The sequence below is a fragment of the Shouchella phoenicis genome (assembly GCF_047238345.1).
Classification (GTDB): domain Bacteria; phylum Bacillota; class Bacilli; order Bacillales; family Bacillaceae_D; genus Shouchella.
In genome coordinates this window covers 1293531-1320069 of sequence record NZ_JBDFMQ010000001.1, presented here as the reverse complement: position 1 = coordinate 1320069, position 26539 = coordinate 1293531, and the positions used below count along the sequence as shown (strand labels likewise).

General features: G+C 39.6%; 24 protein-coding genes. 6 read left to right on the top strand and 18 right to left on the bottom strand.

The window, feature by feature from the left end; genetic code table 11:
• Positions 1–26: 26 nt before the first annotated feature.
• From ABC361_RS07180 to ABC361_RS07170, 3 genes are all read left to right on the top strand, one after another.
• Entirely contained in the window at positions 27–176 is a 150-nt protein-coding gene (locus tag ABC361_RS07180) for a hypothetical protein (protein WP_176554180.1), read from the top strand.
• 75 nt (positions 177–251) lie between these two features.
• Positions 252–1115, top strand: coding sequence for a helix-turn-helix domain-containing protein (locus ABC361_RS07175; RefSeq protein ID WP_413073358.1), 864 nt, complete (start codon positions 252–254; stop codon positions 1113–1115).
• Positions 1116–1227: 112 nt separating this feature from the next.
• Positions 1228–2325, top strand: coding sequence for an ABC transporter ATP-binding protein (locus ABC361_RS07170; RefSeq protein WP_413073357.1), 1098 nt, complete (start codon positions 1228–1230; stop codon positions 2323–2325).
• A 50-nt stretch (positions 2326–2375) separates the two neighbouring features.
• Here the strand turns inward: ABC361_RS07170 and ABC361_RS07165 are convergent, their stop codons facing one another.
• The 6 genes from ABC361_RS07165 to ABC361_RS07140 all read right to left on the bottom strand — a co-directional run bounded on the left by ABC361_RS07165 (position 2376) and on the right by ABC361_RS07140 (position 7815).
• Positions 2376–2582, bottom strand: a complete 207-nt coding sequence (locus tag ABC361_RS07165; RefSeq protein ID WP_099300268.1) for an alpha/beta-type small acid-soluble spore protein — start codon at positions 2580–2582, stop codon at positions 2376–2378.
• Between the two features lie 185 nt (positions 2583–2767).
• Positions 2768–4297, bottom strand: coding sequence for an acyl-CoA carboxylase subunit beta (locus tag ABC361_RS07160; protein WP_413073356.1), 1530 nt, complete (start codon positions 4295–4297; stop codon positions 2768–2770).
• Between the two features lie 10 nt (positions 4298–4307).
• A complete protein-coding gene (locus tag ABC361_RS07155; RefSeq protein ID WP_413075733.1) occupies positions 4308–5087 on the bottom strand; it encodes an enoyl-CoA hydratase in 780 nt (259 codons plus the stop codon).
• Positions 5080–5292, bottom strand: coding sequence for an acetyl-CoA carboxylase biotin carboxyl carrier protein subunit (locus tag ABC361_RS07150; RefSeq protein WP_413073355.1), 213 nt, complete (start codon positions 5290–5292; stop codon positions 5080–5082). The genes ABC361_RS07155 and ABC361_RS07150 overlap by 8 nt, the downstream gene beginning before the upstream one ends.
• The gene (locus ABC361_RS07145) at positions 5289–6656 is read right to left on the bottom strand and encodes an acetyl-CoA carboxylase biotin carboxylase subunit (RefSeq protein WP_413073354.1); all 1368 of its coding nucleotides are present in this window, start codon (positions 6654–6656) and stop codon (positions 5289–5291) included. The genes ABC361_RS07150 and ABC361_RS07145 overlap by 4 nt, the downstream gene beginning before the upstream one ends.
• Before the next feature lie 16 nt (positions 6657–6672).
• Positions 6673–7815, bottom strand: a complete 1143-nt coding sequence (locus tag ABC361_RS07140) for an acyl-CoA dehydrogenase family protein (protein WP_413073353.1) — start codon at positions 7813–7815, stop codon at positions 6673–6675.
• Between the two features lie 263 nt (positions 7816–8078).
• Between ABC361_RS07140 and ABC361_RS07135 the strand changes: the two genes are divergently transcribed.
• Positions 8079–8630 carry a LemA family protein gene (locus ABC361_RS07135; RefSeq protein WP_413073352.1) on the top strand — a complete coding sequence of 184 codons (552 nt, stop codon included), beginning with the start codon at positions 8079–8081 and terminating at the stop codon, positions 8628–8630.
• Between the two features lie 15 nt (positions 8631–8645).
• Positions 8646–9521 (top strand): zinc metalloprotease HtpX, encoded by an 876-nt coding sequence (gene htpX, locus ABC361_RS07130; protein ID WP_413073351.1) that lies wholly within the window; start codon positions 8646–8648, stop codon positions 9519–9521.
• A gap of 61 nt (positions 9522–9582) precedes the next feature.
• Here htpX and ABC361_RS07125 read toward each other — a convergent pair whose 3' ends face one another.
• The 11 genes from ABC361_RS07125 to nfsA all read right to left on the bottom strand — a co-directional run bounded on the left by ABC361_RS07125 (position 9583) and on the right by nfsA (position 24399).
• Complete coding sequence (locus ABC361_RS07125; RefSeq protein WP_413073350.1) at positions 9583–10791, bottom strand: aminotransferase-like domain-containing protein; 1209 nt, start codon at positions 10789–10791, stop codon at positions 9583–9585.
• Positions 10792–10970: 179 nt separating this feature from the next.
• Positions 10971–12785, bottom strand: a complete 1815-nt coding sequence (locus ABC361_RS07120; protein ID WP_413073349.1) for an ABC transporter ATP-binding protein — start codon at positions 12783–12785, stop codon at positions 10971–10973.
• 14 nt (positions 12786–12799) lie between these two features.
• A complete protein-coding gene (locus ABC361_RS07115) occupies positions 12800–14548 on the bottom strand; it encodes an ABC transporter ATP-binding protein (protein WP_413073348.1) in 1749 nt (582 codons plus the stop codon).
• Between the two features lie 384 nt (positions 14549–14932).
• Positions 14933–16345, bottom strand: coding sequence for a SpoVR family protein (locus ABC361_RS07110; protein ID WP_413073347.1), 1413 nt, complete (start codon positions 16343–16345; stop codon positions 14933–14935).
• 262 nt (positions 16346–16607) lie between these two features.
• Positions 16608–18350 carry a phospho-sugar mutase gene (locus tag ABC361_RS07105; protein ID WP_413073346.1) on the bottom strand — a complete coding sequence of 581 codons (1743 nt, stop codon included), beginning with the start codon at positions 18348–18350 and terminating at the stop codon, positions 16608–16610.
• A 43-nt stretch (positions 18351–18393) separates the two neighbouring features.
• Positions 18394–19989, bottom strand: coding sequence for a glycerol-3-phosphate dehydrogenase/oxidase (locus ABC361_RS07100; protein ID WP_413073345.1), 1596 nt, complete (start codon positions 19987–19989; stop codon positions 18394–18396).
• A gap of 59 nt (positions 19990–20048) precedes the next feature.
• Positions 20049–20753 carry a DNA/RNA nuclease SfsA gene (gene sfsA / locus ABC361_RS07095; protein ID WP_413073344.1) on the bottom strand — a complete coding sequence of 235 codons (705 nt, stop codon included), beginning with the start codon at positions 20751–20753 and terminating at the stop codon, positions 20049–20051.
• A gap of 25 nt (positions 20754–20778) precedes the next feature.
• Positions 20779–21171, bottom strand: coding sequence for a hypothetical protein (locus ABC361_RS07090; protein WP_413073343.1), 393 nt, complete (start codon positions 21169–21171; stop codon positions 20779–20781).
• Between the two features lie 89 nt (positions 21172–21260).
• Positions 21261–22799, bottom strand: coding sequence for a GNAT family N-acetyltransferase (locus ABC361_RS07085; protein WP_413073342.1), 1539 nt, complete (start codon positions 22797–22799; stop codon positions 21261–21263).
• A gap of 211 nt (positions 22800–23010) precedes the next feature.
• Entirely contained in the window at positions 23011–23646 is a 636-nt protein-coding gene (locus tag ABC361_RS07080; RefSeq protein WP_413073341.1) for a fumarylacetoacetate hydrolase family protein, read from the bottom strand.
• A 3-nt stretch (positions 23647–23649) separates the two neighbouring features.
• Entirely contained in the window at positions 23650–24399 is a 750-nt protein-coding gene (gene nfsA / locus ABC361_RS07075) for an oxygen-insensitive NADPH nitroreductase (RefSeq protein ID WP_413073340.1), read from the bottom strand.
• Positions 24400–24556: 157 nt separating this feature from the next.
• Here nfsA and ABC361_RS07070 point away from each other — a divergent pair, with 157 nt between their 5' ends.
• Positions 24557–25759: a DUF418 domain-containing protein gene (locus tag ABC361_RS07070; RefSeq protein WP_413073339.1), complete on the top strand. Its 1203-nt coding sequence runs from the start codon at positions 24557–24559 to the stop codon at positions 25757–25759.
• A gap of 18 nt (positions 25760–25777) precedes the next feature.
• Here ABC361_RS07070 and nagB read toward each other — a convergent pair whose 3' ends face one another.
• Positions 25778–26530: a glucosamine-6-phosphate deaminase gene (nagB, locus tag ABC361_RS07065; protein ID WP_413073338.1), complete on the bottom strand. Its 753-nt coding sequence runs from the start codon at positions 26528–26530 to the stop codon at positions 25778–25780.
• Positions 26531–26539 lie beyond the last annotated feature (9 nt).

Here is a 26539-nt window from a genome sequence, read left to right as displayed (position 1 = left end):
ATTCTAAACAGTAGGAGGGATGGCAAATGGATGAACGTAAAGACATTGACAGCCGCAAGGAATATGAACTCGATATTGACCGCTATGTGAATGAAGGATTAAATGGAGGTCGCGTTGACCCGGATTCTGGTGGAAAAATCGAAGAAGACATTCCCCTTTCAAAAGAAAAACAATGAGAAAGAAGCTCAATTTTGAGCTTCTTTTTTGTTATACTACAAACAAGTTCTACATATAGAAAGGTTTGTTCTTTCATGAATGCAATTATAAAAGAAACTTTTTCTCATGCTTTATGGCAACCAACAGATGAGTTAGCGTACCGTTTAGCCTTTCAATCCCAACAAGAAATGATTTATATGCATCGTCTTAAATTAACTGAACGGGAAAAAACATTATTGTCTCTGTTGCTATCGGAGTCGGATGATATCCCAAAACCACTAACAAAACATGAACAAGAATGGTATACCTACATTTATCGAGATGGGCCACAGCCCCAATTGGATCGCTCCCTTACCGGGCTTCACTTTTATGTAGAACAACCGATCATAGAAATTGAAGCATTTAGAGAAGCCGTTCTTTCTTTTTTTCCATCTCAGACTCTTTTGCTATGGGAAAGTGAACGAACCGGGGTTCTGTTATTTTATTCTGATTACGCCGATTATGATTTAGACGCGATTATTGAACTAATTGAATCTGATTTTTATACAACCATTCGTACGTTTTTAGGTGTCCCGTTGAGAGAGAACCATATGCGCTCTTCTCTATCGTTTGAAAGAGATTTGTTTACGAAGCGAATTGAACTTAAAAAAGGGCCACATACATTTGATGTCGCTACCTCAAGTCTAATTGAGATTAAGAATCATATTGATCCTGATCGCTTTCAGCAACTGCGTTCTCACTTTTTCTCAAATGAGCTACTGCAAGATAGCGAATTAATTTATACGGTGACAACTTTTCTTAAAGAGAATCTTAATACATCAAAAACCGCAAAGGCACTCCACCTTCATCGCAATAGCCTTCAATATCGACTAGATAAATTTAGCGCACAAACAGGTTTAGACTTAAGACTATTTACACACGCTACACTAACCTTTCTTCTATTGAAACAACCACATTAATGTACAGGTTGCACAAAGACTCACGTTTAATCTTTGTGCAATCTGTACATAGCTTTCTTTTTATGTAAGGGGTTACAATAAAGGCAGTTAAAGATCACGAGGGGGAAGAAAAATGGCTTCTATTCAATTAAACAATGTCTACAAAGTATATGATGGGGATGTTACAGCGGTTTCCGATTTTAATCTTGATATTCAGGATAAAGAGTTTATCGTATTTGTTGGACCTTCTGGTTGTGGAAAATCAACAACACTACGAATGATCGCAGGTCTGGAAGAGATTTCTAAAGGTGACTTAGTTATCGGTGACAAGCGGATGAACGACGTTGCGCCTAAAGATCGAGACATTGCCATGGTTTTCCAAAACTATGCTCTTTATCCGCATATGAACGTTTATGACAATATGGCGTTTGGCCTAAAACTAAGAAAGTTTAAGAAGGAAGAAATTAAAAAACGTGTGGATAATGCTGCAAAGATTTTAGGATTAGAAGAAATGCTTGACCGTAAACCGAAAGCGATGTCAGGTGGTCAGCGTCAGCGTGTTGCACTCGGTCGTGCGATTGTTCGTGACCCTCAAGTTTTCTTGATGGATGAACCTCTCTCAAACTTAGATGCTAAGCTTCGTGTACAAATGCGTGCAGAAATAACAAAACTTCATAAACGTCTACAAACGACAACGATTTATGTTACACATGATCAAACAGAAGCTATGACAATGGCAACAAGAATTGTCATTATGAAAGATGGTTTAATTCAACAAATTGGCACACCGAAAGATGTTTACGATAACCCAGAGAATATTTTTGTTGGTGGCTTTATTGGTTCTCCATCAATGAACTTCTTATCTGGTAAGTTAGATGGCAATGAATTCGTTATTAATAACCAGCGCATTCAAGTGCCAGAAGGAAAACTTTCCATTCTGCGTGAACAAGGCTTTGCCGATAAAGAACTTATTTTAGGCATTCGTCCTGAAGATATCCATGATGAGCCTGTCTTTATTTCTTCATCTGAAGGGTCTAAAATTGATGCATTGATTGATGTAGCAGAATTAACAGGTGCAGAAACGGTCCTCTACTCTTCTATTGAAGGCCAAGAATTTGTTGCCCGCGTCGACTCTCGTACAACTGCACAAAGCGGAGATACGATTGAGCTCGCGTTAAACATGAACAAAGCTCACTTCTTCAACCCTGAAAATGAACAGCGCATTCGCTAATAAAAAAGAGACGAGTCACTCGTCTCTTTTTCTAATTCCATTTTATTTAATTATTTTTGGTAACCGCCACTCATTTGTTGTTCAGCCATTTGAACTAAACGTTTAGTGATTTCCCCACCAACTGAACCGTTTGCACGTGCCGTTGTATCAGGACCAAGGTTAACACCAAATTCTGAAGCAATCTCGTACTTCATTTGATCAAGTGCTTGTTGTACACCAGGTACAACTAGGTTGTTTGAACTTCTGTTATCTGCCATTATTGTTTCACCTCCCTGTGTAACTATAGAATGTCTCCTTGTCTCTTTTTCTATGTATGCTTTTATAAAAAATTTTTTCAGGAAAAGTTATCCAATCCTCTCCTTTAAACGACAAAGAGCCTTCCCAAATTGGATACTCTCCACTCCGGTAGGCTCTTTCCTGTCAATTCCTCTTCTCACACATACTAAACTGGATAAACTGGGTGTTTTCGATCCGTAAAGACGACATCCTTTGTTGCATAAAGCGCAAATCGTTTTGTTAATTCATCACGCAAGTCATTTCCGTTCACAACCCCATCTATTACGAGTTCAGATGCCAAGCGATACACATCAATGTTCTGTTTATATTCATCTCTTTTTTCAGCAATAAACGCATTGCGTTCCCCTGGCTCTAGTTCAGCAATCTTATTTGCATAGACCGCATTTACCGCAGCTTCTGGGCCCATCACTGCAATCTGCGCTTGTGGTAGCGCTAAACAACAATCGGGATCAAATGCAGGGCCTGCCATTGCATAAAGACCAGCACCATACGCTTTACGCACGATGACAGAAATTTTTGGTACGGTTGCTTGCGCCATCGCCGAGATCATTTTTGCGCCATGGCGAATAATTCCAGCACGTTCCACTTTTGTCCCAATCATAAAGCCGGGAATATCTGCGAGGAATAATAGCGGAATATGATAGGCATCACATAAGGTGATAAATCGAGCAGCTTTATCAGCCGAGTCATGGAATAAGACGCCACCTTTTGCCTTAGGTTGATTGGCAATAATACCAATTGTTCTTCCATTTAATCGTGCAAAACCTGTAATCAATTCTGGCGCAAACAATTTTTTTATTTCAAAAAAACTATTGTCGTCGATGAGTCGATCCAACAAGTCATACATATTAAACGGTGTATTTTGATTTTCAGGAATAATATCTTCAATGGTTTTCGGTAAATCTTTTGGCAATACCGGCTCAGCCATCGATACTTGTTCTTTATAACTCTGTGGAACGTATGAAATGTACTCTCTTGCGTGGTCGATCGCTTCAAGCTCATCTTTTGCAAGAATATCACCACAACCCGAAACACTACAGTGCATGGAAGCTCCACCCATTTCTTCTAGGCTCACATTTTCACCGATAACCATTTGAGCCATGCGCGGAGAGCCCAGATACATAGAAGCGTTTCCTTCCACCATGATAACAAGATCGCAAAATGCAGGGATATACGCACCACCAGCTGCTGAAGGACCGAATAAAATACACACTTGAGGAATTTTCCCTGACAACTTAACTTGGTTATGAAAAATCCTTCCTGCGCCTCTTCGACCTGGAAACATCTCAACTTGATCCGTTATACGAGCCCCTGCTGAGTCAACTAAATACAGCATTGGAACGGCTAATTTCTCCGCAGTTTCTTGGATACGAATAATCTTTTCTACAGTTCGTGCTCCCCAAGAACCAGCCTTTACTGTTGAATCGTTCGCCATGACACAAACTGTTTTTCCATTTATCTTGCCTGTTCCGCAAACGACACCATCTGCCGGTAAACCTTCCGCCTCTGAATTGGCAAATAACCCATCTTCGGTTTCAAGCCCATCATCAAGTAATAAAGATAAACGCTGTCGTACGAATCGTTTTCCTTTTGCTTCATTCTGGTCATGGTATTTCTCTTGTCCACCTTGATAAATTGTGTCGACTTTTTCCTTATACCGCTGTTCAATCGTCATCGTTTCACCTCTAGTGCCCTTGGTAGTCGGGCTTTCTTTTTTCTTTAAAAGCCTTCAAACCTTCCATTCGATCGTCCGTCTGTATCGTTTGCTGATAGGCGCCATTCTCAATTTTTAATCCTTCTTCAATCGAAAGGTGTGCACCTGCATCAATTGCCTGCTTGGCAGCCTTAATCGCGACTGGTCCATTCTTGGCAATTTGAGCTGCAAGATCATTTGCCTTATTCAACACATCTTCAAACGGAACCGCATATTCACATAAGCCAATGTCTAGCGCTTCTTTTCCAGTAATCCGTTGCGCTGTGTAAATTAATTCTTTCGCTTTTCCTACGCCGACAATGCTGGGTAATCGCTGTGTGCCTCCTGCGCCAGGAATAATAGCAAGTGATGTTTCCGTTAATCCATAGAGGGCGTCTTCAGAAAAGACTCGCAAGTCACTTGCTAAAGCAAGTTCAAGCCCTCCACCCAGTGCTAATCCGTTTGCTGCGCAAATAACAGGTTGAGGAAGCTTAGATACTTCATGGATCGTCTCACCTATTAACCGAACCGCTTCCTGTACCTCTTCTTCATTCATCGTAATTCGCTCTTTTAAATCTGCCCCTGCACAAAAAGCTTTTTCACCAGCAGAAGTCAAAATAATGACTCGTGCATCATTGTCATTTTGAAGTGTCTCCATATGAGCTCTAAGTTCTTTTAACAATTGTGTCGATAACGCATTCGCAGCTTTCGGTCGATTGAGTGTTAACGTTACAACTTGTGTACCTTCTTTTGAAATCAGTTCACTAGTCAAGTTCAATTAAATGATCTCCTTCATTTACAAATTCTCCTTCGGGTTTTACAATCGCTTTTACTGTTCCTGCCACTTCAGCTTCAATTGGAATCTCCATCTTCATTGATTCTAAGATCGCTACCTCTTGCCCTTTTTCAATCGTATCGCCTACTGATACTACGATTTTCCATACATTTCCTGCCATTGATGCTTGAATAAAACTCATGATAGAACCTCCTGAATTCGTTTTGTTAACTCGCCTTGATGCTGTTCCATAAAAGCAGTAGTTGCTTCTCCAGCTTGAAAAACGTTGTGACTTACGATCGCTTTAATGGTCGGGATATTCGTTTTAATTCCTGTGAGCGTATACGTATTGATTGCCTCGTCTAAACGACGAATGGCTTCTTCTCGATCACGGCCAACTACAATCAATTTCGCAATCATTGGATCATAAAAATGACTCACGACACTGCCAGCTTCAATTGGGCACTCATGACGAATATGCGCTGCATTCGGTAATGACAATTCTTGAATTGTTCCAGGTGACGGAAAGAAGCGGATAGGGTCTTCCGCATAAATTCTCGCTTCGATTGCATGACCTGAAAAATGGATATCTTCTTGTTTCCACGGCAATGTTTCTCCAGATGCAATGCGAATTTGCCACTCAACGAGATCAATGTTAAAAATTTCTTCCGTTACGGGGTGCTCTACTTGAAGTCGCGTATTCATTTCTAAAAAATAGAACATTCCGTCTTCATCAACTAAGCACTCAATCGTACCTGCATTTTTATAATGAATGGCTTTTCCAGCTTGAATCGCCATTTCGATCATCGCTTTTCGAAGAGTTTCAGTTAAAAATGGTGATGGCGCTTCTTCAATAATTTTTTGATGACGCCGCTGTATGGAGCATTCTCTTTCTCCAAAAACAAGAATATTTCCCGCTTCGTCCGAGAGCAATTGCAGCTCAATATGCCTTGGGTTGGCAATATACTTCTCCACATAGAGTGAACCGTCTCCAAAAAACATTGAAGCCTGCTTCTTATTTTTTTCAAAAGCTTTTTCACAATCTTGATCATTTCGGCAGATCGTTATGCCGATTCCTCCACCTCCGGATGCCGCCTTTAACATAACAGGATAACCGATTTGATTTGCCTCTTTAAGTGTATCTTCGATGGTTTCTACTGCATCTGTACCTGGAATAACAGGAACCCCAGCTGCAATCATTGTTTTTCGTGCTTGTAATTTATCACCCATTAAAGAAATCGCTTTAGCGTCAGGTCCGATAAAAATAAATCCATGATCTCGACAATTCGTCGCGAAGGAAGCTTGCTCGGATAATAATCCATATCCAGGGTGAATCGCATCCACCTTTGCTTCTGTCGCAATGGTTAAAATACGGTTTTGATTTAAATAGCTTTCCTGAACGTTTGATTTACCTACGTAATAGGCTTCGTCTGCCAGCTTTGTATGCTGTGCTTGTTCGTCCGCTTCAGAATAAATTGCAACTGTGCGAATGCCCATCTTTTTACACGTTCGGATAATACGAGATGCGATTTCACCTCGGTTAGCGATTAAAATAGATGTAATCAAACCGCTCTCCCCTCCTTTATTTGCCTAAGCCTAAGTGTCTAGCAATAACGAGACGTTGGATTTCAGACGTACCTTCTCCAATTTCAAGTAACTTGGCATCTCGCAACATCCGCTCGACCTCATATTCGCGCATATAACCATAACCGCCATGAATTTGTATCGCTTCGTTACACGTGCGTGTAGCCATTTCTGAAGCAAAAAGTTTTGCATAAGCCGCTTCTTTTCCAAACGGTTTGCCACTATCTTTTAGCTGTGCCGCTGTATGCACCATATTCCTTGCAAGTTCAATTTCCATCGCCATATCAGCGAGCTTAAATTGAATCGCTTGAAACGAACTAATTGACTTCCCAAACTGTTTTCGTTCCTTAGAATAGGCTAACGCGCGATCAAATGCCGCTTGTGCAATGCCTACAGCGAGAGCAGCTATCGAGATTCGTCCCCCATCAAGTGTATAAAGAAACTGACTAAAACCCTTTTCCGGGTCTCCTAATAAGTTCTCTTTTGGCACTCGAACATCCTCTAAAACAAGCTCGCACGTATTCGAAGCGCGCACACCCATCTTGTCGTAATTAGAAGAAATTTTAAATCCTGGTGAATCTGTTGGCACAATAAACGCGGAAATAATCTTTTTCCCATTTTCCTTTTGACCGACTACGGCTGTGACAATCACCGTTCGCGAATATTCTGCATTTGTTATCCAGCACTTTTCTCCATTGATGATGTATTCGTCACCTTCTAAGCGAGCTTTCGTTTGTGTGCCGCCTGCATCTGAACCTGCATTAGGCTCTGTTAAACCAAACGCTCCTAGCGATTGTCCAGATGCTAGAGGTGTAAGATGCGTCTTCTTTTGCTCTTCTGTTCCATAATAATAAATTGGGCTTGCACCGAGAGAAACAGCTGCAGCGTAGCTTAATCCTGTTCCTCCGCACGCGTACCCAATTTCTTCAACTGCTAGTGCATACGAAACAGTATCACCACCTGAACCGCCATACTCTTCCGGGAAAGGAATACCTAAAACACCTAATTCACCTAACTTTTTGAAAATATCATTTGCAAAACGCGATTCTTTATCAAGCTGAATAGCTAATGGAGCAATTTCTTTTCGAGCAAATTGTCTTACCATGTCACGAATCATAAGTTGATCTTTCGTTAATGTCATGTGTGTGTTCTCCTCTACGTTCTTAATATTGAGCGGTCGTTCAGAATCTTGCCAATCAGATGCCTCTTGATGTAAGCGCTATCAAAATCCTAACGCACTCTTATATGGAAGTCAAATCATTTCTCTTTACTCTATGGCAAAATGATTGACTCATGCCTTTTCTTTTTGTTTCCTTTATTTTGTGATAGTATTTTTTTAGAAGTGAAGGAACCTATTCGTATAAACTTACGTAAAGAAAGAAACGGATAATGGGAGGTACGAGCGTGACGATAATTATACTTATTGGCATCGTAGCGGTAATTGCACTTGTGTGGATCGTTAGTTACAATTCACTTGTGAAACACCGCAATTGGGTTGAAGAATCATGGGCCCAAATTGATGTGCAGTTAAAACGCCGCTATGATTTAATTCCAAACTTAGTGGAAACGGTAAAAGGGTATGCAAAACACGAACAAGAAACACTTACGCAAGTTATTGAAAAACGAAACAAAATAGCAGAGCCTAACGCTAGTCGAAATGAACGGATTGAAGAAGATGCAGAATTAAACGGTCTATTACGTCAACTTTTTGCACTTAGTGAGTCTTACCCTGAACTAAAAGCAAACGAAAATTTCTTGCACCTACAAGAAGAGCTAAGTGGCACGGAGAACAAAATTGCCTACGCAAGACAGGCATACAATTCTATGGTCATGCGTTATAACACAAAGATTGAATCCTTTCCGCAGAATATCATCGCGTCGGTTCACTCCTTTACAAGAAATGACATGCTTGATATCCCTGATGAGGAAAAAGAGCCTGTACAAGTTCGTTTTTAAAGGGGGAATAAGCGATTGTTTTACTCTCAAATTGCTCGAAACAAACGAAATACAGTATTTTTAGTCGTTTTATTCATTGTTATCGTACTTGGAATTGGCTCGGCAATTACGTACGTTCGTGCAGGTGATTTTATAAGTGGTGCTGTATTTGCTGCCATCATTGCAACGGTATATACCATTTTTATGATTTCTACAAGCACAAATGTTGTAATGCGGATGAACCACGCTCGTGAAATCACGTCTTCAAAAGATCAAGCTTTTCTTTGGCACACAGTGGAAGGGCTTTCCATAGCAGCGCGTATTCCAATGCCACGTGTGTTCATCATTGATGACCCAAGTCCTAATGCTTTTGCAACTGGTATTTCTCCAAAGTCAGGAGCTGTCGCAGTAACCACGGGATTAATGAACAGGCTTAATCGAGAGGAAGTAGAAGGCGTTTTAGCACATGAGGTTGCCCATATTCGTAACTATGATATTCGCCTTTCTACCATAGCAGTAGCACTTGTTTCTGCTATAGCAATATTAAGTGACTTAGGAATGCGCTTTTTTATTTTTTCAGGAGGGCGTAACAGCAATAATAAAAATCCGCTTATTATGATTATTGCGCTTGTCCTTATTTTATTGGCACCAATTATTGCGATCGTCATGCAGCTTGCCATTTCCCGTAATCGCGAATATTTAGCTGACGCTAGTGCGGTGGAGCTTACTAGAAATCCTGAAGCACTCGCAAAAGCTTTAGAAGCGATTACAGACACCGATACACCGGTGGAAGAAGCTTCGACTTCAACTGCATCCCTTTACTTTGCTGACCCACTAAAAAAGAAAGCAGCAAACTTATTCTCCACTCACCCGCCAGCTGAAGAGCGTATTAGTCGGTTGAGACAAATGTAAAGATGCTCCCTTGTGATAGCCAGATTGATCTTTATCTAACTATCCCTAGGGAGCTTTTCTTTTATAAACTTTTTAATTGTGTACGCTCCACATCCACTTCTTCCAACATACGAATTAGAATATCCATCCCTATTTTGATCTGATTGTCTGTAGCATGTGTAAAGTTTAAGCGTAACGTATTTAATTTTGGTGCTTCGGCGTAAAAAGGTGCTCCAGGCACGTACGCCATCCCTTTTTCCACAGCACGAGGGAGCAGCGCTTCAGCATTTACTTGTTCTTGTAGCTCTAACCATAAGAACATCCCGCCTTTAGGCTCAACAAATTTAATTAATCCTTCCCGCTGCGCTTTTTGCAAATGATAAACCATTATATCTTTTCGTTCCCCGTATACACTGCTAATCTTTTTAATATGGCCGTCAAGATCAAAATTCCTACATAGTTCATAGAGCGCTTGATGAGCTAAAGAATTTGAGTGTAGATCATTCGCTTGTTTTGCTTGAGCCATCATTCGAATTATTTGATATGGCCCTACAATCCAACCTGTTCGAAGAGCCGGTACAGCTGTCTTTGAGAACGTGCTTGTATAAAGCACATGCGAGCCATTATCTAAAGCCGCAATTGGCGTATATGATTCATTCGTAAATTGAATATCTCCATAAGGATCATCTTCAAATACTAGAACATTCTGTTTTTTTACAATCCGTATTAGTTCTTTTCTTCTCTCTAAACTCCATACTCTCCCAGAAGGATTTGAAAACGTTGGCACAACATAAAGCATCTTCGGATGGTATTGTTTAATTTTCTCTTTAAGATCATCCATAATCATTCCATTTTCATCACATTGAACAGGGATAATTTGAGCTTCATAAGATTGAAAAACTTGAAGCGCAGCCAGATAAGTTGGTTCTTCTGTTAATAAAACATCCCCTGGGCTGATCATGACCCGAGCTAATAAGTCAATTGCCTGCTGGGAGCCAGTTGTAAGCAAGACATTATCTGCATCGTATCCTTGAATGCCTTTGTGACCCATACGCTCCAAAATTACTTCGCGAAGCGGCCGATAGCCTTCTGTCTCTCCATACTGAAATGCTTTATTTCCTTTTTCAAAAGCGCTCGTAAACGCATCTTTAATGGCTTCAGTTGGAAATAAACCATCATCTGGAAGACCGCCTGCAAAAGAGATTACGTTTCCTTGATTAACAATTTTTAAGATATCTCGTACCACTGACGACTGTAAATGTCGAACCCTTTTTGCAAATGCGTATTTCATCTCTACTCCCTCGATTCTATATCTATTTTTTATCAAAGAGTGCTTCTATTTTACCCCATTTAACTAAAAAGTCAATCAATTCAAGCATGAAAGTCAGTTCGTTCTGTTTAAATGCTCAAAGCTAAAAAAATCTCCATTGATACACATGTATCATGGAGATTCCTTTTACAACTATCAGACTACTCTTTAATGGCTGCATATTGTGATTTTACAAGGTTGTAGTAAATTCCTTTTTCCGTCATTAAATGAGTATGCGTCCCTTGTTCCATCACGTTTCCTTGTTCAAGCACAATAATGTTATCAGAATCGCGAATCGTGGACAATCTGTGCGCAATCATAATCGCAGTACGGCCAGCAAGTAACGTCTTTAACCCATCTTGAATCTTCAACTCTGTTTCCGTGTCAATGCTCGCTGTTGCCTCATCGAGTATTAAGATTTTCGGATCAGCCAGTAACGCTCGGGCAAAAGACAATAGCTGTCTTTCTCCTACGGACAACACGCTACCTTGTTCTTCTACCTCTGTCTCATAGCCTTTTTCAAGCTTATCAATAAAGGTGTGGGCGCCAATTGCTTTTGCTGCATGAATGACTTGTTCATCAGTCGCACGCGGGTTTCCGAATCGAATGTTTTCCATAATGGTCCCAGCAAAAATAAACGTATCTTGAAGGACATAGCTTACATGGCTTCGTAAGTCGTCTAACTTAATATCCTTTAAGTTGACATCATCAAGAAACACATTTCCTTTCGTCGGATCGTAAAAACGGCTCATTAAATTAACGATCGTTGATTTTCCTGAACCAGTATGCCCAACTAATGCGACTGTTGTACCAGCTTCAAATGTTAAGTTAATCCCTTTTAATGCCATTCTTCTATCATCATAAGAAAATTCCACATTCTCAAAAACCATTTTTCCTTTTACATCGGTAAGTGGTTTCGCATCTTCCTTGCTTTCAACATTCGGCTTTTCATCTAAGAATTCAAAAATTCTTTCGCTCGATGCCATTCCTACTAGCAATTGATTGTAGACTTGACCTAATCTTGAAATAGGTTCCCAAAACATGCCGATATAAAAAGCAAATGAAACAAAGACACCTAATGTTAAGCCACTAAAGTCACTTTGAATTAAAAATGCACCATACCAAATGAGAATCGCTCCACCAATAGCACTTGCCATTTCTACGAAAGGACGGAACATGGCATTTTGCTTTGTCGCTTCCCGCCAGCTCTCATAGTTTTGCGTGTTCACATCATCAAAAAAGTCCATATTTTCATGCTCTTGCGCATAGGCTTGCGTTACACGAACACCTTGAATGCTCTCATTCAGGTGAGAATTAAGTCTTGATTGACGTAAGCGAACCGTCTGCCAAGCGCGACGAATTTTTCTACGTAGCTTCGTTGAAATGAAGAACATGATTGGTAAAATAATTAAAATGACAACCGCTAGTTCTGGACTTAAATAAAACAAGATCGCAACAATTCCTAACAACATGACGATGTCCATCAGTAGATTAATGACACCATTTGTAAACAAATCTTGTAAAGAGTTCACATCATTAATTACACGTACAAGGATCGAACCAGCTGATCGCTTATCAAAAAATCGATGCGATAAATGCTGAATATGATCAAAAAGCTTTTTTCGGATATCAAAAATGACGAACTGACCTAGTTGATTCATCCAGCGAATTCTAAAATAGTTTGCAACGTAGGACACTACATAAAGCCCTAAGACAATGGCTGCGTAAATGAACATATCTTGTGTTGTTGCAACCCCTTGTTCTAGCTGACCCACTGCAAAGACGCCAATAAAGATCGGAACTGCCAAGCGAACAGCTGTAGCAAAAAGCATCATTAAGATCGTCTTTGGCAGTAGTGTTTTTGCATAGGGTTTTAAGAAATTAAATAACCGCATCATTTGTTTCCAGTTGAACGGCTTTTCAATAATTTGTTCAACAGGGTAATGAAACCTCGTTTTCTTCTTAACTTCTTCCATCTACAATCACTTCCTTAAGCCTGTTGAAGCACATATTGTTGATCTTGATTTTGAATATCGTAAATTCTTCGATAAATGCCTTTTTCTTGTAGTAATTCTTCGTGAGTCCCACGTTCAGTAATTTCACCTTCATCTAAGACAAAAATTTGATCACAATGTTTTACAGAAGAAATTCTATGGGCAATAATAAATGTGGTTCTTCCTTTCATGATCTCGCGCATTGCTTTTTGAATTTTCACTTCGGTCTGCATATCTACTGCACTTGTTGAATCATCGAGTATAAGAATACTTGGGTTCATAATCATTGCCCGGGCAATAGCGATTCGCTGCTTTTGTCCTCCAGATAAACCGAGGCCACGCTCACCTAAGATCGTATCGTACCCTTCAGGTAGTTGTTCAATAAACTCATGAGCATCTGCACGCTTGGCAGCTGCAATAATGTCTTCCATCGATGCTTCTGGATTTCCATACGCTAAATTATCACGAATGGAAGAAGAAAATAAAAAGGTTTGTTGTAAAACAATTCCAACATTTTGCCTTAATTCTTTTACATCATAGTCTTCGATTGGTTTCCCATCGATAAGTAATTCACCTGAAGTCTTTTCGTAAAAGCGCATAAGTAATTGAATAATACTCGATTTACCAGAGCCAGTCGCACCAACTAAACCAATTGTTGAACCTTTTGGAGCGGAAAAAGTTAAGTGCGAAAGCGCATTTTTCGCTTTATTTTGGTAACGTAAACTTACGTTGTTAAAGCTTACTTCACCTTTTAACTTCGCATAAGGTAATGGTTTCTCTGGACCATTGTGTCGCTCTTCTTCATCTAAAATTTCTAACAATCTTTCGCCCGATGCCTTTGACTGTGAAAATTGGTTAATGACAAAACCAAGGTTCATTATTGGGCCGATTATAAACCAAACAAGACTAAAGAAAGCGGTTAATTCTCCTGCTGTTAACTGGTTTTGAACAGCTAAATATCCACCGAATCCTAACAATAAGACCGCCGAGATATTTCCGATAAACTCCATTAACGGAAAATATGTACTCCATACATTCGAGATTGCAATGTTTTTCGTACGGTAATCGTCATTTGTATCGCCAAAACGATCTTTTTCCGTTGTTTCTTGAGAAAGTGCTTTCACCGTATGCATACCACTTACATTCTCTTGAACTTTCGTATTTAAACGAGCGAGAGAACGACGCACTTTACGAAAACCAGGATGGACTCGTTTATCAAATTTATAAACAGCGACTGCTAGAAATGGAAGCGTAACCATTGTTACTAAGGTAAGAGGAACGGAATAATAAAACATGACAATCATTGCGAAACCAACGAGTAAGACGAAGTTTACTAATTGTGCAAAACCAAATGAGAGGAAAAATCGAAATGCCTCTACATCAGCTGTAAGTCGAGACATTAAATCACCAGTTTTTGCATTGTCATAATAACGAAAAGGAAGAAATTGCAGTTTCTTGTAGAGATCTTTTCTTAAACGATAAACCGATCGAACGCCGAATAGATCGCCAAAATATTGATTGACATAAGTTGCGATCCCTTTAATGCTCATGATACCAATTAACCCGATTGCTAGATAAGGGATGATTTCATACTGACCGCCCGTTATCCCAACATCAATAGCTACTTGTAAAAAGACTGGATAGATGACCGTTATACCTGTAACAAACACCAGTGCAATAAGGGACCAAATAAAATATTTTTTATCTGGTAAATAAAACTTTGCTAGACGTTTAAATGTCTCCATGACACACCACCTCTTTAAACCTAATTCCTTAGACTACCGAAATATAATTTTAGTCACAAAATTTATCTTACTCTGAAAACATGACTTCGTCAATGAATTTGACGGTTTTTTTTGAAAATTTATTCATTCGATTGAACTCCTTATAAATGGTCCAGTAATGGTGAATTTATCATTATAGCTGAGTGAAATTAGACACGCTATGTACGGGTGGAACGTAGCGCACTTAATCGCTTTCAGATGGCCATCCCGTAGCATATTAAAATTCATTCAACTATTTTATAAAATGTCGGAAGCTTGTTCAACCAACAGGATAAACGGAAAAACACTATAGACCGGTGCTTATGAGTCTAAACACCTGCCTATAGTACAAAAAATGTGACTTCCTTACACATACTTGCGATGAACTTTGTTTCCATCGTAGATAAATGTCACTGCTTTTCCGTTGACACTAGTCTCTAGGTGAACCGTACGGCCCCATAGTTCGTAGACATAGGGAACCACCTTTTCTAAGTAACTGACATCGAGTTCTGTTCCTTCAAACGCATGCTTAATATAGAGCTCACCGTTCTTTAAATAATCTCCATCTGCGACAACAAGATAAGGAAATCCTCCATTCACCCGAGAGTGAGTCAGTTGATCTCGGACACCTTCCCACGCTTTTTCCGTTATTTTATAATCACTGCCTTGCTTTTGAAATAAATAAAGGTCTTCCTCTTCAACAAATTCTCTTGTCAAATAATTTCTAAGAAATGATGTATCGGACTCTATTTCTCGAACTTCAAAGATCTTCTCTCTACCGCTGCCTTTCTTTACCCCTTGTAAACGGATCATCTCTTCGCTCGGGTTATCATAGCGTCGTTCAATGTCTTCAAATAATTTAATACCTAAATAATACGGATTAATGGACGTTTGCGACGGCTGTACAACACCTGCATTTAACTTTGCAAATTCAATCACTTCATCACTCGTTAAATCCATCTCTCTTAGAATTTTTGCATGCCAATACGACGCCCATCCTTCATTCATAATTTTCGTTTCTAATTGAGGCCAGAAATAAAGCATTTCTTCTCGCATCATTGTTAGGATGTCTCGTTGCCACGGTTCGAGGTGACGGCTATTTTCTTCTATAAATAAAAGAATGTCTTTTTCTGGTTGCAGCGGGAATGAATGTTTTACCACCTTCTCTACTTTTGGCTCTTTTTCTTCAAGCGCCCATAAATCGTCATATTCGGTTGCTTTTTTTGCGAGTCCTTCAGACGTTCCTTTTTTCCGCGGTTTCACAAGTGTAGGATCGACATGCTCTTGAATCGCAAGGACTGCATCAAGAAAGCTTTCAACTGCCTCTTTCCCGTGTTCATGTTCATATTTTGCAATTCGTTCAGCTGTAGCACTCATGCTTTCAACCATATCTTTTCTCGTATTTGAGAATCGAATATTGTTTTTAAAGAAATCGCAATGAGCTAGAACATGGGCTACAATTAGTTTGTTTTGAATTAGCGTGTTGCTATCAAGCAAAAAAGCGTAACAAGGATCTGAATTAATAACAAGTTCATAAATCTTACTCAACCCAAGATCATATTGTAATTTCATTCGGTGATACTGCTTCCCATAAGACCAATGATTATAGCGAGTTGGCATCCCGTACGCGCCAAACGTATAGATAATATCTGCAGGACAAATTTCATAGCGCATTTCATAAAAATCTAGTCCAAAGCCGGTGGCAATCTCTGTAATCTCAGCAATCGATCGCTCAAGCTCACTCCAATTAGTTGACACTGTCGTCCCCCCTCTTTTCATTCATTCTATGAAGGGTGACTTCAGAAAATGAACCAAAAAGACGCGGACCCAACGTCATTACAATTGTCGGGTGTCTTATAACTCGCTTTCTCCCCTAATCGTCGTGCCTAATAGTTATTTTGAACAACTCTCCAACGATTAAATGGCAAAACTAAATGTGGAAACATTTATTCGTAAAATGACCGCAAAAAACCTTCATAAATGATGGTTATTCACTCATGAAGGTTTTGATTTAACGTGATTCTGTTATTTTTTCTTCTAGCTATTCGTTTGTATACTGCTTCATATAAGACATGACGGCCTCTTTTAACTGTTGCAGCGATTCTGCACTATCCTCTGAAGATTCTCCCTTAACCCCAAAGTAAAACTTCACTTTTGGCTCGGTTCCAGAAGGTCTTACACAGAACCACGCCTCGCCTTGCAAGAAATACTTTAAGACATTTGATGACGGAAGATCAATTGCTATTTCTTTTTGTTCCAATGGAGAGAAACGTTTTCCAGACTCATAGTCTTCAATACTCTCTATCAATCTTCCGGCGATCTTAGTTGGCGGATTATTGCGCAAAGAAGTCATAATTGAAGCGATTTTTTCTACGCCTGCTTTTCCTTTAAGCGTTAATGACTTTAAATCTTCTTTGTAATACCCGTATTTTTCAAATACTTGCTGAAGCGCTTCATAAACGGAGAGCCCTTTTTGTTTATAGTGTAATGCGAGCTCTGCTGCAAATAAACAAGCTTGAACAGCATCTTTATCGCGGACAAAATCCCCAACTAAATAGCCATAGCTTTCTTCATAGCCAAACAAAAATTGATATTCACCTGTCCGCTCATATTCTCCAATTTTTTCACCAATAAATTTAAAGCCAGTTAACGTATCTAAAGATGTTAATTGATAACGTTCTGCAATAGCTCGTCCAATTTCTGAAGTTACAATGGTTTTTAATACAATTCCGTTCTCAGGTAACGTCCCTTGTTCTTCTTTAACAGAAATTAAGTAATCTAGCATTAATGCACCTGTTTGGTTCCCTGTTAACACAACATAATCACCTGAATCATTTTTCACAGCGAGACCAACACGGTCTGCATCTGGATCAGTTGCTAATAAAATATCTGCATCTTCTTGCTCTCCGTAGCGGATAGCCTCTTTAAATGCGGCATGTTCTTCGGGATTCGGCGATTGTACCGTTGAAAAGTTTGGATCAGGTAACTCTTGCTCTTGTACGACTGTTACTTGACTAAATCCTACGTCTTCTAGAACTTTACGTACTGGAATATTTGCTGTTCCGTGTAAAGGAGTGAAAACAATTTTCAGCTGATCACCAGCTTCTTTAATGAGATCTTTCTGCAACAAAATGCTTTTAAGCTCTTCATTATACGCATCATCTACTTCTGAGGAGATGACTTCATACAATTGTGTCGCCTTCAATTGGCTCTCATCACCGACTTCAATTGTTAGCTCATCTTCTATCTCATTCACACAATCAACAAGCTCATCAGCAAGAGCAGGCGGAAATTGTCCACCATCTGAGCCGTAAACTTTAAACCCATTATATTCTGGCGGATTGTGAGAAGCAGTAATGACGATCCCCGCTTCAGCTTGCAAATAACGGACTGCATAAGAAAGCTCTGGTGTCGGACGTAAATCATGAAAGACATACGCTTTTATTCCTTGTGCACCAAGGGTTAAAGCAGCTTCATGAGCAAATTTTGCGGATTTATGTCTTGAATCATATGCAATGACAACACCTCTTGACTTTGCGCCTTCTCCTCGTTTTGCAATAAATTCCGCTAAACCTCTCGTTGCTTTTCGAACCGTATACGTATTCATTCGATTTGGACCAGGTCCTATCATGCCCCTCATGCCACCAGTTCCAAATGCTAATGTCGTATAAAACGCGTCCTCTAAAGCTTTTTCATCATCTCGAATTTCATTCAGCGCTTCTCTTAAATCTGGTTCTAAGGCTGAAAAACTTTCCCATTTTGTCGCGATCTCTTTATAATTCACTTGTTCTCCTCCAAAAATTACGTCTTTTCTAAACATCATAACCTTAAGTCATCGCGTACAGGAACTTCTCTCGAAATCGCTGTTCTTGTTCTTCCGTCCAATTCAGTCGATCTCGCATGTATCGAAAAATTGGCTCTTTCATTGCGCCTACGAAATCTTTATTAACAACAAGGTAGCCTGTTCGCTGAATAAAAAAGTCAACTGGGCTAAGAATGCCTTCTTCTTCAATACAATAAACAAGTTCTGCAAAAAGAGAAGGACTCATACCAAACATTTTTGCTTGTTTCCCATTTGTACGAATTCGCGCATAAATCTGTCCAATATTTGATCCATAGCGATCAATTAATTCATTTGCTTGCTCAATCGTCAGCCCGTACTGTTTTCCCTCTTCGGCACGCTTCTCTTTATACAGTTGAAAATCATCCATACCACCAACATATCCGCCTGAAATTGTCACCGTATCTGTTTCACAAACTTTTCTTTCATTTGGTTTCAGCTGTTTGCACACTCGATTCACAACATGCTCGGCTATTGACCGATAAAATGTATGTTGGCTGCAAGTGACAGATAAAAGTCCTGATGACGATTCAATGCATTCAAATCGTTTAAATTCGTGATGCTTTTTCTTTTTATCAATTGGGAAAGGACGTTTAACGACCCAGCTTCCTTCCAATTGCTCCTGTGACAAATGAATCTTCTCAAACGTACGATTCACAGCATCGATGAGAAAAGGAATGATTGTTTGTCGTTCCTCTTTTTTCACAGGAGTCCCGATGATTACCGTTCCTCGGTACGGAACAAAACTGATTAACTGGTTCTTGTCTGTTTCAACATAGATCGCATGGTGAATCGGTAAATATTCTCGTTTAACGCTAATAAAGTGATCTTCAACGTAGTCAATTACGAGATGATCCAATGAACGGTCTTGCACTCGAAGTTGGTCAACTAATGAACCGGTTGCATTCACCACTTGTTTTGTTAACACTTTATGTACAACATTTTTATTTTGATCAACAATAAGAGCCCCGCTTATTTTATCATTCTCATAGATAAAACTCTCCACCTTCATATAGTTAAGCGCTAAAAGTCCTCTTTTTACAGCTTCTTTTACGAGGTCAATCGCTAATCGTGACTCATCTAGAAGAAATTCTTTATAAAGTAACGCATGTTTCCCCTGTTTAAAAGAAAGCATCGGCTCCCGTTTGATTAATTCTTTTTTTGTTAGGTGCTTGCGTTTTTCTTTGAAGGCCATTTCGGTTAAACGATCCAGCATTTTTGTACGAAACGATTTTGTAAAAAGCCCTGTTTTATATGTAGGTAGAATAAGTTCAATTTGTTTCACCAAATGCGGGGCGTTTTCTTTTAAAATCGCTCTCTGTTTAAACATATCGTTATATGCCTTCATATCTAAATGGTTCATATGTTGAATTTCAGTATGAAAAAGATTTGACCAATTTCTTGATGCGCCTGACGCGAAATCTTCCTGATCAACTAAAAGCGTCTTTAGTCCACGAATTGAGGCATCAAGCGCAATTCCTGCTCCTGTAATTCCGCCACCAATAACGAGTAAATCAAACGGCCCTTCCGTCATTTTCATTACGTTCTCATGTCTATATTCATTAGAAAAAGTACGAATCATGTGCCCTCTCCATTCGTTGCTGCTCCTATGTTTCACTATACCATTGTTCAAATAATAAATCAGATGAAAAAGGGAATTTCTTTCTCAATTGAAATCTTAGTTGTTGAAATCGAGCTGGTTACTGCGACGATCTTAACACCTTCTTCGTGTGCTTTTTCTAATGCGTGGTTAAAATCAGGGTCAATTACTTTTTCGCTCGAAATGGACGTAATATCCGCTCTTTGTGCAACAAACAGTATTCCTGTTTTATACGTACCTGTTTGTACAAGCTTCGTTAATTCATGTACATGTTTTGTCCCTCGAGCAGTTGGCGCATCAGGAAAAAGCCCTTTTCCATCTCTTGCCAAGGTGACACTTTTCACTTCAAGCAAAAGCTGTTCTTTTGTCGCATTTTCGAGTAAAAAATCAAAGCGCGAGGAACCAACTTGATATTCTCTTCTTACTAGTCCCCATTCACTAAACGAATCAATCGCTTTCGATCGAATTGCTGATTCAACAAGTCGATTGGCAACGGTTGTTTGAAGTGAAACGTATAGCCCTTCTTCTGGTTCACACAAAACAGCTGTCCATTTCGTTTTTCGGCTGCTTTTATCACTATATGTGACCCAAACCGTTGCATCTTTTACTAATAGTTCCTTTAACCTACCAGGGTCAGGCAAATGTGCACGAATCAACTCTTTTGTATCTTTACGTTCTAAGACCAAAATAAATCGGTTTGGCCGTTCAATAAATGTTGCTGTTATTAATGGGGGAAAAACGACCAATACACTCTCTCCTTAAGCATTCACTCTATTGTTTCACGTCTATTATCATATCAATTTTTGCTTCAGTTGAGAATGTTTTTGCTTCAATTTCACCAGTCCATTGTCCAGGGATAACAAATAAGCCCTCCCCTTCATACAAGCCATTATCAATATGGTGAAAAAGGACATCGACTTCTTGTTCATGTAAAAGATAATGACCGACCACATTCGCTGTTGTGACTGCTTCCCCATTATAATCTTGAACAAACACTTGTAAATCGGCTGTCTTTTCTGCCTGAACCATGAGAGGAATTTCTTCTATGAACAATTGCTGAACTCCATCATAGGAACGAATGGAATAAATGAAAAACACAGCAGCGGCAATGAGAATAAGCAAACTAATTTGTTTGATTATAACAGGTGCAAAAGAGGTATTCATTACGTTTCAACTCCTTTTAGCACCTATTGTTGCCATTGTTCCAAATCATAAACGAAGACGCCCATAAGTTTTTGGACGTCTTCCATTCATTATTGTTTATACACAACGTGATAAATATCGTCTCGACGATCACGCAATTGATTTACACTGCCTGAGCGACGATTTCTTCTAAGAATTTCTAAGTCCACATCTCCGACAACAACGGTTTCCACATTCGGACTACATTCCCCGACAATGCCGTCTCGCGGAAACTCAAAGTCAGATGGTGTGAAGATGCCTGATTGCGCGTACTGAATGTCCATGTTCGCAACATCAGACAAGTTTCCTACTGTCCCAGAAATCACGGTGTACACTTGGTTTTCAATTGCTCTTGCTTGCGAGCAATAGCGAACGCGTAAATACCCTTGACGGTCATCCGTACAGAATGGAGAAAAAATAATGTTCGCTCCTTTATCTGTTGCGATTCGTCCAATTTCAGGGAACTCAACGTCATAGCAAATTTGAATAGCAATTTTTCCACAGTCCGTATCAAATACCTTTACTTCATCGCCACCAGAAATTCCCCAGAATACGCGCTCATTCGGTGTAACATGAAGCTTATATTGCTTTTCGATTGTTCCATCGCGACGGAAAAGGTAGCTAATGTTATAAATCTTCCCTTCTTCTTCCACATAATGGGAACCGCCGATAATATTGACATTGTATTTTACTGCTAAATTCGTAAATAACTCAATATAGTCTTCTGTAAATTCCGTTAAGCGTCTTATCGCGCGACTAGGACTCTTTTCAGGTAAAAATGACAAGAGTTGTAGCGTAAAAATCTCAGGGAAAACTGCAAAGTCTGATTTATAACTTGCCGCAACGTCTGTATAGTACTCACATTGAATCGCGAAGTCATCAAATGAAGATATTTTCTTCATTTCATATTGAATCGTCGTGATTCGAACAGGAAAGGATGTCTTAAACCTTCTTTTAGGCGTTGAGGGTTGATAATCAATATTATTCCATTCCATCAGCGTCGCATAGCGCATACTCGCTCGATCATCATCAAGATAGTTGGCATTCACACGTTTTAACGAAAAGCCATTAATCACCTGAAATGTTAACACTGGATCATAAATGTTGTGCATCATCACTTCGTCTACATACTCTCTTGGTGTGAATCGATCCGCGTATTTATAGTAATTAGGAATGCGCCCGCCGATAATAATGCTCTTTAAATTCAATTCACGGCATAACTCTTTTCGCGCTTCATACAGACGTCTACCAATTTTCATTCGACGATAGTCTGGATGAACCATGACTTCAATGCCGTAAAGGTTAAACCCGTCTGAATCATGATTCGTAATATAGCCTTCATCCGTAATTTCATCCCACGTATGTTGATCGTCATACTCATCAAAATTTATAATTAAACTTGAACATGAACCAATAATCTCACCATCATATTCAACACAGAACTGACCCTCAGGGAAAACAGAAATGTGACTCTTTAATTCGTCGTAACGCCACGGTTCCATATTTTTAAAACATTGCTTTGATAACTTAATAATGTCATCAAAATCTTTTTCTTCGATGTTACGGATAATAATTTTCTTTTCAAATCTAGAAACATCAATTTCTTTCATTTGGCTCTTCACCCCTTTGGAAACGTCAATCATAAATCCACTACGTAGTGTACCTTTTTTTCGATAAGTTGAATAGTACTTTACCCTATTTTACTATGTCCATTCATTTGCTTAAGGCACTGAATACGAGAGGAACGGATAAAGTATACTCTTTTCTTTATAGGAAGAGAAGAGAACCGTTTTAATTGATAGGGTGAACGCGACCTAATCGTCAGCGACTTACCGTAAATGAACCTTTTTCTTCACCATTAAAAAAAAGTTTAAACTCGTCATTCACACTTAATTTCCCGACACCTTTTGGCGTGCCTGTAAATAGCAAGTCTCCTTTTTTCAACCCAAACTCTTGTTGAACTTCATCAAAGAGATTACTTAAACTAAAGATCATGTCCTTTGAATATCCTTTTTGCATAACCTCGCCATTTTTTTGTAATTCAAACGGGATGGTTTGACAGCTCTTTTCACCAACGAATGAAAAGAAAGGAGTAAGGATCGCAGCGTTCGGAAATCCTTTTGCTCTTAGCCAAGGATGGCCTTTCTGCTTAAGTTTTGATTGAATGTCCCTTAACGTTAAATCCAAACCTAACGCCACTTCCTGAACCACGTCTTCTAATCGATCTTCACTTGATACATCCTTGCTAATTTTTAAGACGAGCTCGATTTCATAATGAATACTTCCTTTATTAGTAGGAAAAGAGAGCGAATCCCCATTAGCTAGTGCGAGAGAACTTCTCGGTTTAGTAAATAACAGAGGTTGCTCAGGCACTTCATTCCCTAGTTCATGTGCATGCTCCGCATAATTTCGACCTACACAATAAATATCTCCAATGTCCGCAAATCGTGAAGTCATCCCTTAGTCTTCCTCCTTTATTGGCTGTAAAAATCCCTTTTCTTGCAGGAACTCGTCCATATGCGGACGTTTGCGAACGCTCGTATAGTTTGCCATTAGTTCCGTCCATGAAGAACTGCGTTTCCCTTTGGTCCGCTCTGTATAGTACTCACTCATAAGTTGATCATACGCATCTATTGAATCACCTTGATTTTGGTTGTACGTTTCTTTATGAACAACAGCACCTTCAGGGAGCCGAGGCTTTTGTGCTATCTCTTGGCCAGGTGCACCGATTGCTAATCCCATAATTGGAACAACGTATGTAGGAAGCTGAAGAAGGTCACTCACTTCACGAGGTTGATTGCGGATTCCGCCAATCATCACGCCACCTAAGCCGAGTGATTCAGCTGCAAGTAACATATTCTGTGCAACAAGTGCTACATCAACAGCACTAACTAACAGCTGCTCAGCACCGCCAACGTCAAATGAGGCATTGTGCTTCTCACTCGCATATTTTTGTCTTGTGTAGTCTGCACACACAACAAAAAATACTGGACATGCTTGTACCCATTGCTGGCCACCTGTTAATTCTGATAAGCTTTGCTTTGTTTGTTCGTTTTGAATGGTAATAATTGAATAAGCTTGCACATGATTAGAAGTGGACGCCCACCTAGCTGCATTTGTAATCGCTGATAGTTGCTCTTGCGATACGTGCTGTTCTTCATAGGCACGAACGGAACGGTGCGCGCTCATTTGCTTAATAATTTCATTCATTATAATCACTCCTCTACGATCTTCTCTTTCTTAGTCTACTTTAAAATAACGAAAATACAAATAAATCGAATTCACTTTTCAATTAAGGAGGAACATGGGATAATCAAAACGTCGACTAATCGACATTGTACATAGAATGGAGGAATGATGATTAAGAATGAGCGGCTCAATTCAACAAAACGAACGAATACTATCGCTTGATGTCATTCGAGGCTTTGCACTATTAGGCATCTTGATTGCCAATAGCATTGTGTTTCAATTTGGCATGCTAGGTAGTATCACGAATGTTCAAGGCATGTATCAAAACGGTGCTCTCGATGAATGGACCCACTTCTTTATTCGTTTACTCGTAGACGGAAGTTTTATTACGCTATTTTCATTCTTATTTGGCTATGGAACGGCATTACAACGCTCGAGATTTCTTGCGAAACAAGCATCCTTTACACCTGTTTTTTGGCGCCGCACCTGTTTATTATTTATTTTTGGCTTTTTACATATTATTTTTTTATGGCGCGGAGATATTCTTCTGACATATTCTCTTACAGCGATGCTTTTACTAGCGTTTCTTCCATTAAAAAAACGTGGCTTGTTCATTAGTGCCATAATCTGGTTTACTCTCATGGCTTCAACCGCTCTCCTTCCAGATGTGGGCGCTACACCTGTGCCTGCGTATTACGAAAACGAGCAAGCAATTATTGCAAACGGCACATATGCCGATCACGTGCAATTTCGTGGAAGCACGGATATGATTGGATTATCATCAGGTGGCAGTCCAATTGTGTTTCTTTTTGGGGAAATCTTCTTTCAACTGTCAGCCGTCTTAACCGTAATGCCAATGTTTTTATTCGGTGCTTTCGTAGCGAAAAGTAAATGGCTAGAGGCATTTCATCTTTATCGAAAAAAAGCCTTTCTCTTCTTACCAATCTTTTTACTTGTCGGTCTAGCCGCCAAGCTGCCAAATGCACTTGCTAGTGGAGGCAATACACAGTATGAGCTCTTATCCGTCTATATTGGCGCTCCATTTTTAGCCTTGTTCTACGGAACATCAGTGGCTCTTATCGTGTCATATCGATCTAAATGGATGACCCCATTTGCTACAGTCGGAAAGATGGCTTTCACTAATTACATCTTGCAGTCAGTCATTTTCACTTTTCTCTTTTACGGCTACGGACTTGGGCTGTACGGTCAGCTAGGCATTTTTTACGGCGTATTGCTTTGTTTCGTTGTGTACGTACTCCAAGTATTATTCAGTATCGTCTGGCTGAATTTTTTCAGGATTGGACCTTTAGAGTATATTTGGCGTAGCGGTACTTATTTAAGAATGCAGAAGTTAACGAGAACAAAAAGAGATACGGATTAGTGCGTCCGTATCTCTTTTTTATGCGCCATTTGCCGTCACATGTTGAGAATAATCTCCAGCTGCATCTGCATCGACAATCACTGTTACATTTGGATGATCTGTTAAAATGGATGCTGGAAAATTGGGATCTCGGTCCCCTTCCAGTAATGTGGAAAAAGCGCGCTTCTTATCTTCTCCTGAGATCAGTAGCAAAATCGTTTTTGCCGCCATAATGGTTGCAAGCCCCATTGTGATCGCTTGTTTCGGAACATCATCCTTTGAGTTGAAATACCGCGCATTTGCCGCTCTTGTTTCGTCGGCTAACTCAATGATATGCGTTGTTTCTTGAAAATCCGTGCCAGGTTCATTGAAACCGATATGTCCGTTGCTCCCTATCCCGAGCAGTTGAACGTCTATCCCACCCTCAGCCGCAATACGCTGCTCATATTGATCAGCTTCCTCTCGTAAGGAGGGTGCTAAACCATTTGGTATAAATGTATGCTCACGCTTAATATCAATAGCATGGAAAAGCTGACTTCTCATGTATTCATGGTAGCTATTTTTATTATCATGAGAAAGGCCTACATATTCATCTAGATTAAATGTTTTTACCCGCGCAAATGAAAACTGAGCTTCCTTTGCTTTATTAATGAGCTTGCTGTAGGTCCCCTTAGGTGTTCCACCAGTCGCAAGTCCCATGTTCATAGATGGCTTAGCCTGTAAGTGTTCCAGTAAAAAAGATGAGGCCATGTCACTTAGCTCCTCATAATTTCTTACATAAATAATATTCATCGAATCCTT

Excerpts from the sequence above, each read along its gene's own strand:
- ABC361_RS07070 (WP_413073339.1), top strand. The coding sequence starts at position 24,557 with ATGAGCGGCTCAATTCAACAAAACGAACGAATACTATCGCTTGATGTC.
- ABC361_RS07170 (WP_413073357.1), top strand. The coding sequence starts at position 1,228 with ATGGCTTCTATTCAATTAAACAATGTCTACAAAGTATATGATGGGGAT.
- ABC361_RS07180 (WP_176554180.1), top strand. The coding sequence starts at position 27 with ATGGATGAACGTAAAGACATTGACAGCCGCAAGGAATATGAACTCGAT.
- ABC361_RS07080 (WP_413073341.1), bottom strand. The coding sequence starts at position 23,646 with ATGACTTCACGATTTGCGGACATTGGAGATATTTATTGTGTAGGTCGA.
- ABC361_RS07150 (WP_413073355.1), bottom strand. The coding sequence starts at position 5,292 with ATGAGTTTTATTCAAGCATCAATGGCAGGAAATGTATGGAAAATCGTA.
- ABC361_RS07100 (WP_413073345.1), bottom strand. The coding sequence starts at position 19,989 with ATGATTCGTACTTTTTCTAATGAATATAGACATGAGAACGTAATGAAA.
- ABC361_RS07120 (WP_413073349.1), bottom strand. The coding sequence starts at position 12,785 with ATGGAAGAAGTTAAGAAGAAAACGAGGTTTCATTACCCTGTTGAACAA.
- ABC361_RS07140 (WP_413073353.1), bottom strand. The coding sequence starts at position 7,815 with ATGACATTAACGAAAGATCAACTTATGATTCGTGACATGGTAAGACAA.
- ABC361_RS07115 (WP_413073348.1), bottom strand. The coding sequence starts at position 14,548 with ATGGAGACATTTAAACGTCTAGCAAAGTTTTATTTACCAGATAAAAAA.
- ABC361_RS07090 (WP_413073343.1), bottom strand. The coding sequence starts at position 21,171 with ATGAATACCTCTTTTGCACCTGTTATAATCAAACAAATTAGTTTGCTT.
- ABC361_RS07085 (WP_413073342.1), bottom strand. The coding sequence starts at position 22,799 with ATGAAAGAAATTGATGTTTCTAGATTTGAAAAGAAAATTATTATCCGT.
- ABC361_RS07165 (WP_099300268.1), bottom strand. The coding sequence starts at position 2,582 with ATGGCAGATAACAGAAGTTCAAACAACCTAGTTGTACCTGGTGTACAA.
- nagB (WP_413073338.1), bottom strand. The coding sequence starts at position 26,530 with ATGAATATTATTTATGTAAGAAATTATGAGGAGCTAAGTGACATGGCC.
- ABC361_RS07175 (WP_413073358.1), top strand. The coding sequence starts at position 252 with ATGAATGCAATTATAAAAGAAACTTTTTCTCATGCTTTATGGCAACCA.
- ABC361_RS07125 (WP_413073350.1), bottom strand. The coding sequence starts at position 10,791 with ATGAAATACGCATTTGCAAAAAGGGTTCGACATTTACAGTCGTCAGTG.
- ABC361_RS07110 (WP_413073347.1), bottom strand. The coding sequence starts at position 16,345 with ATGAAAAGAGGGGGGACGACAGTGTCAACTAATTGGAGTGAGCTTGAG.
- ABC361_RS07160 (WP_413073356.1), bottom strand. The coding sequence starts at position 4,297 with ATGACGATTGAACAGCGGTATAAGGAAAAAGTCGACACAATTTATCAA.
- nfsA (WP_413073340.1), bottom strand. The coding sequence starts at position 24,399 with ATGAATGAAATTATTAAGCAAATGAGCGCGCACCGTTCCGTTCGTGCC.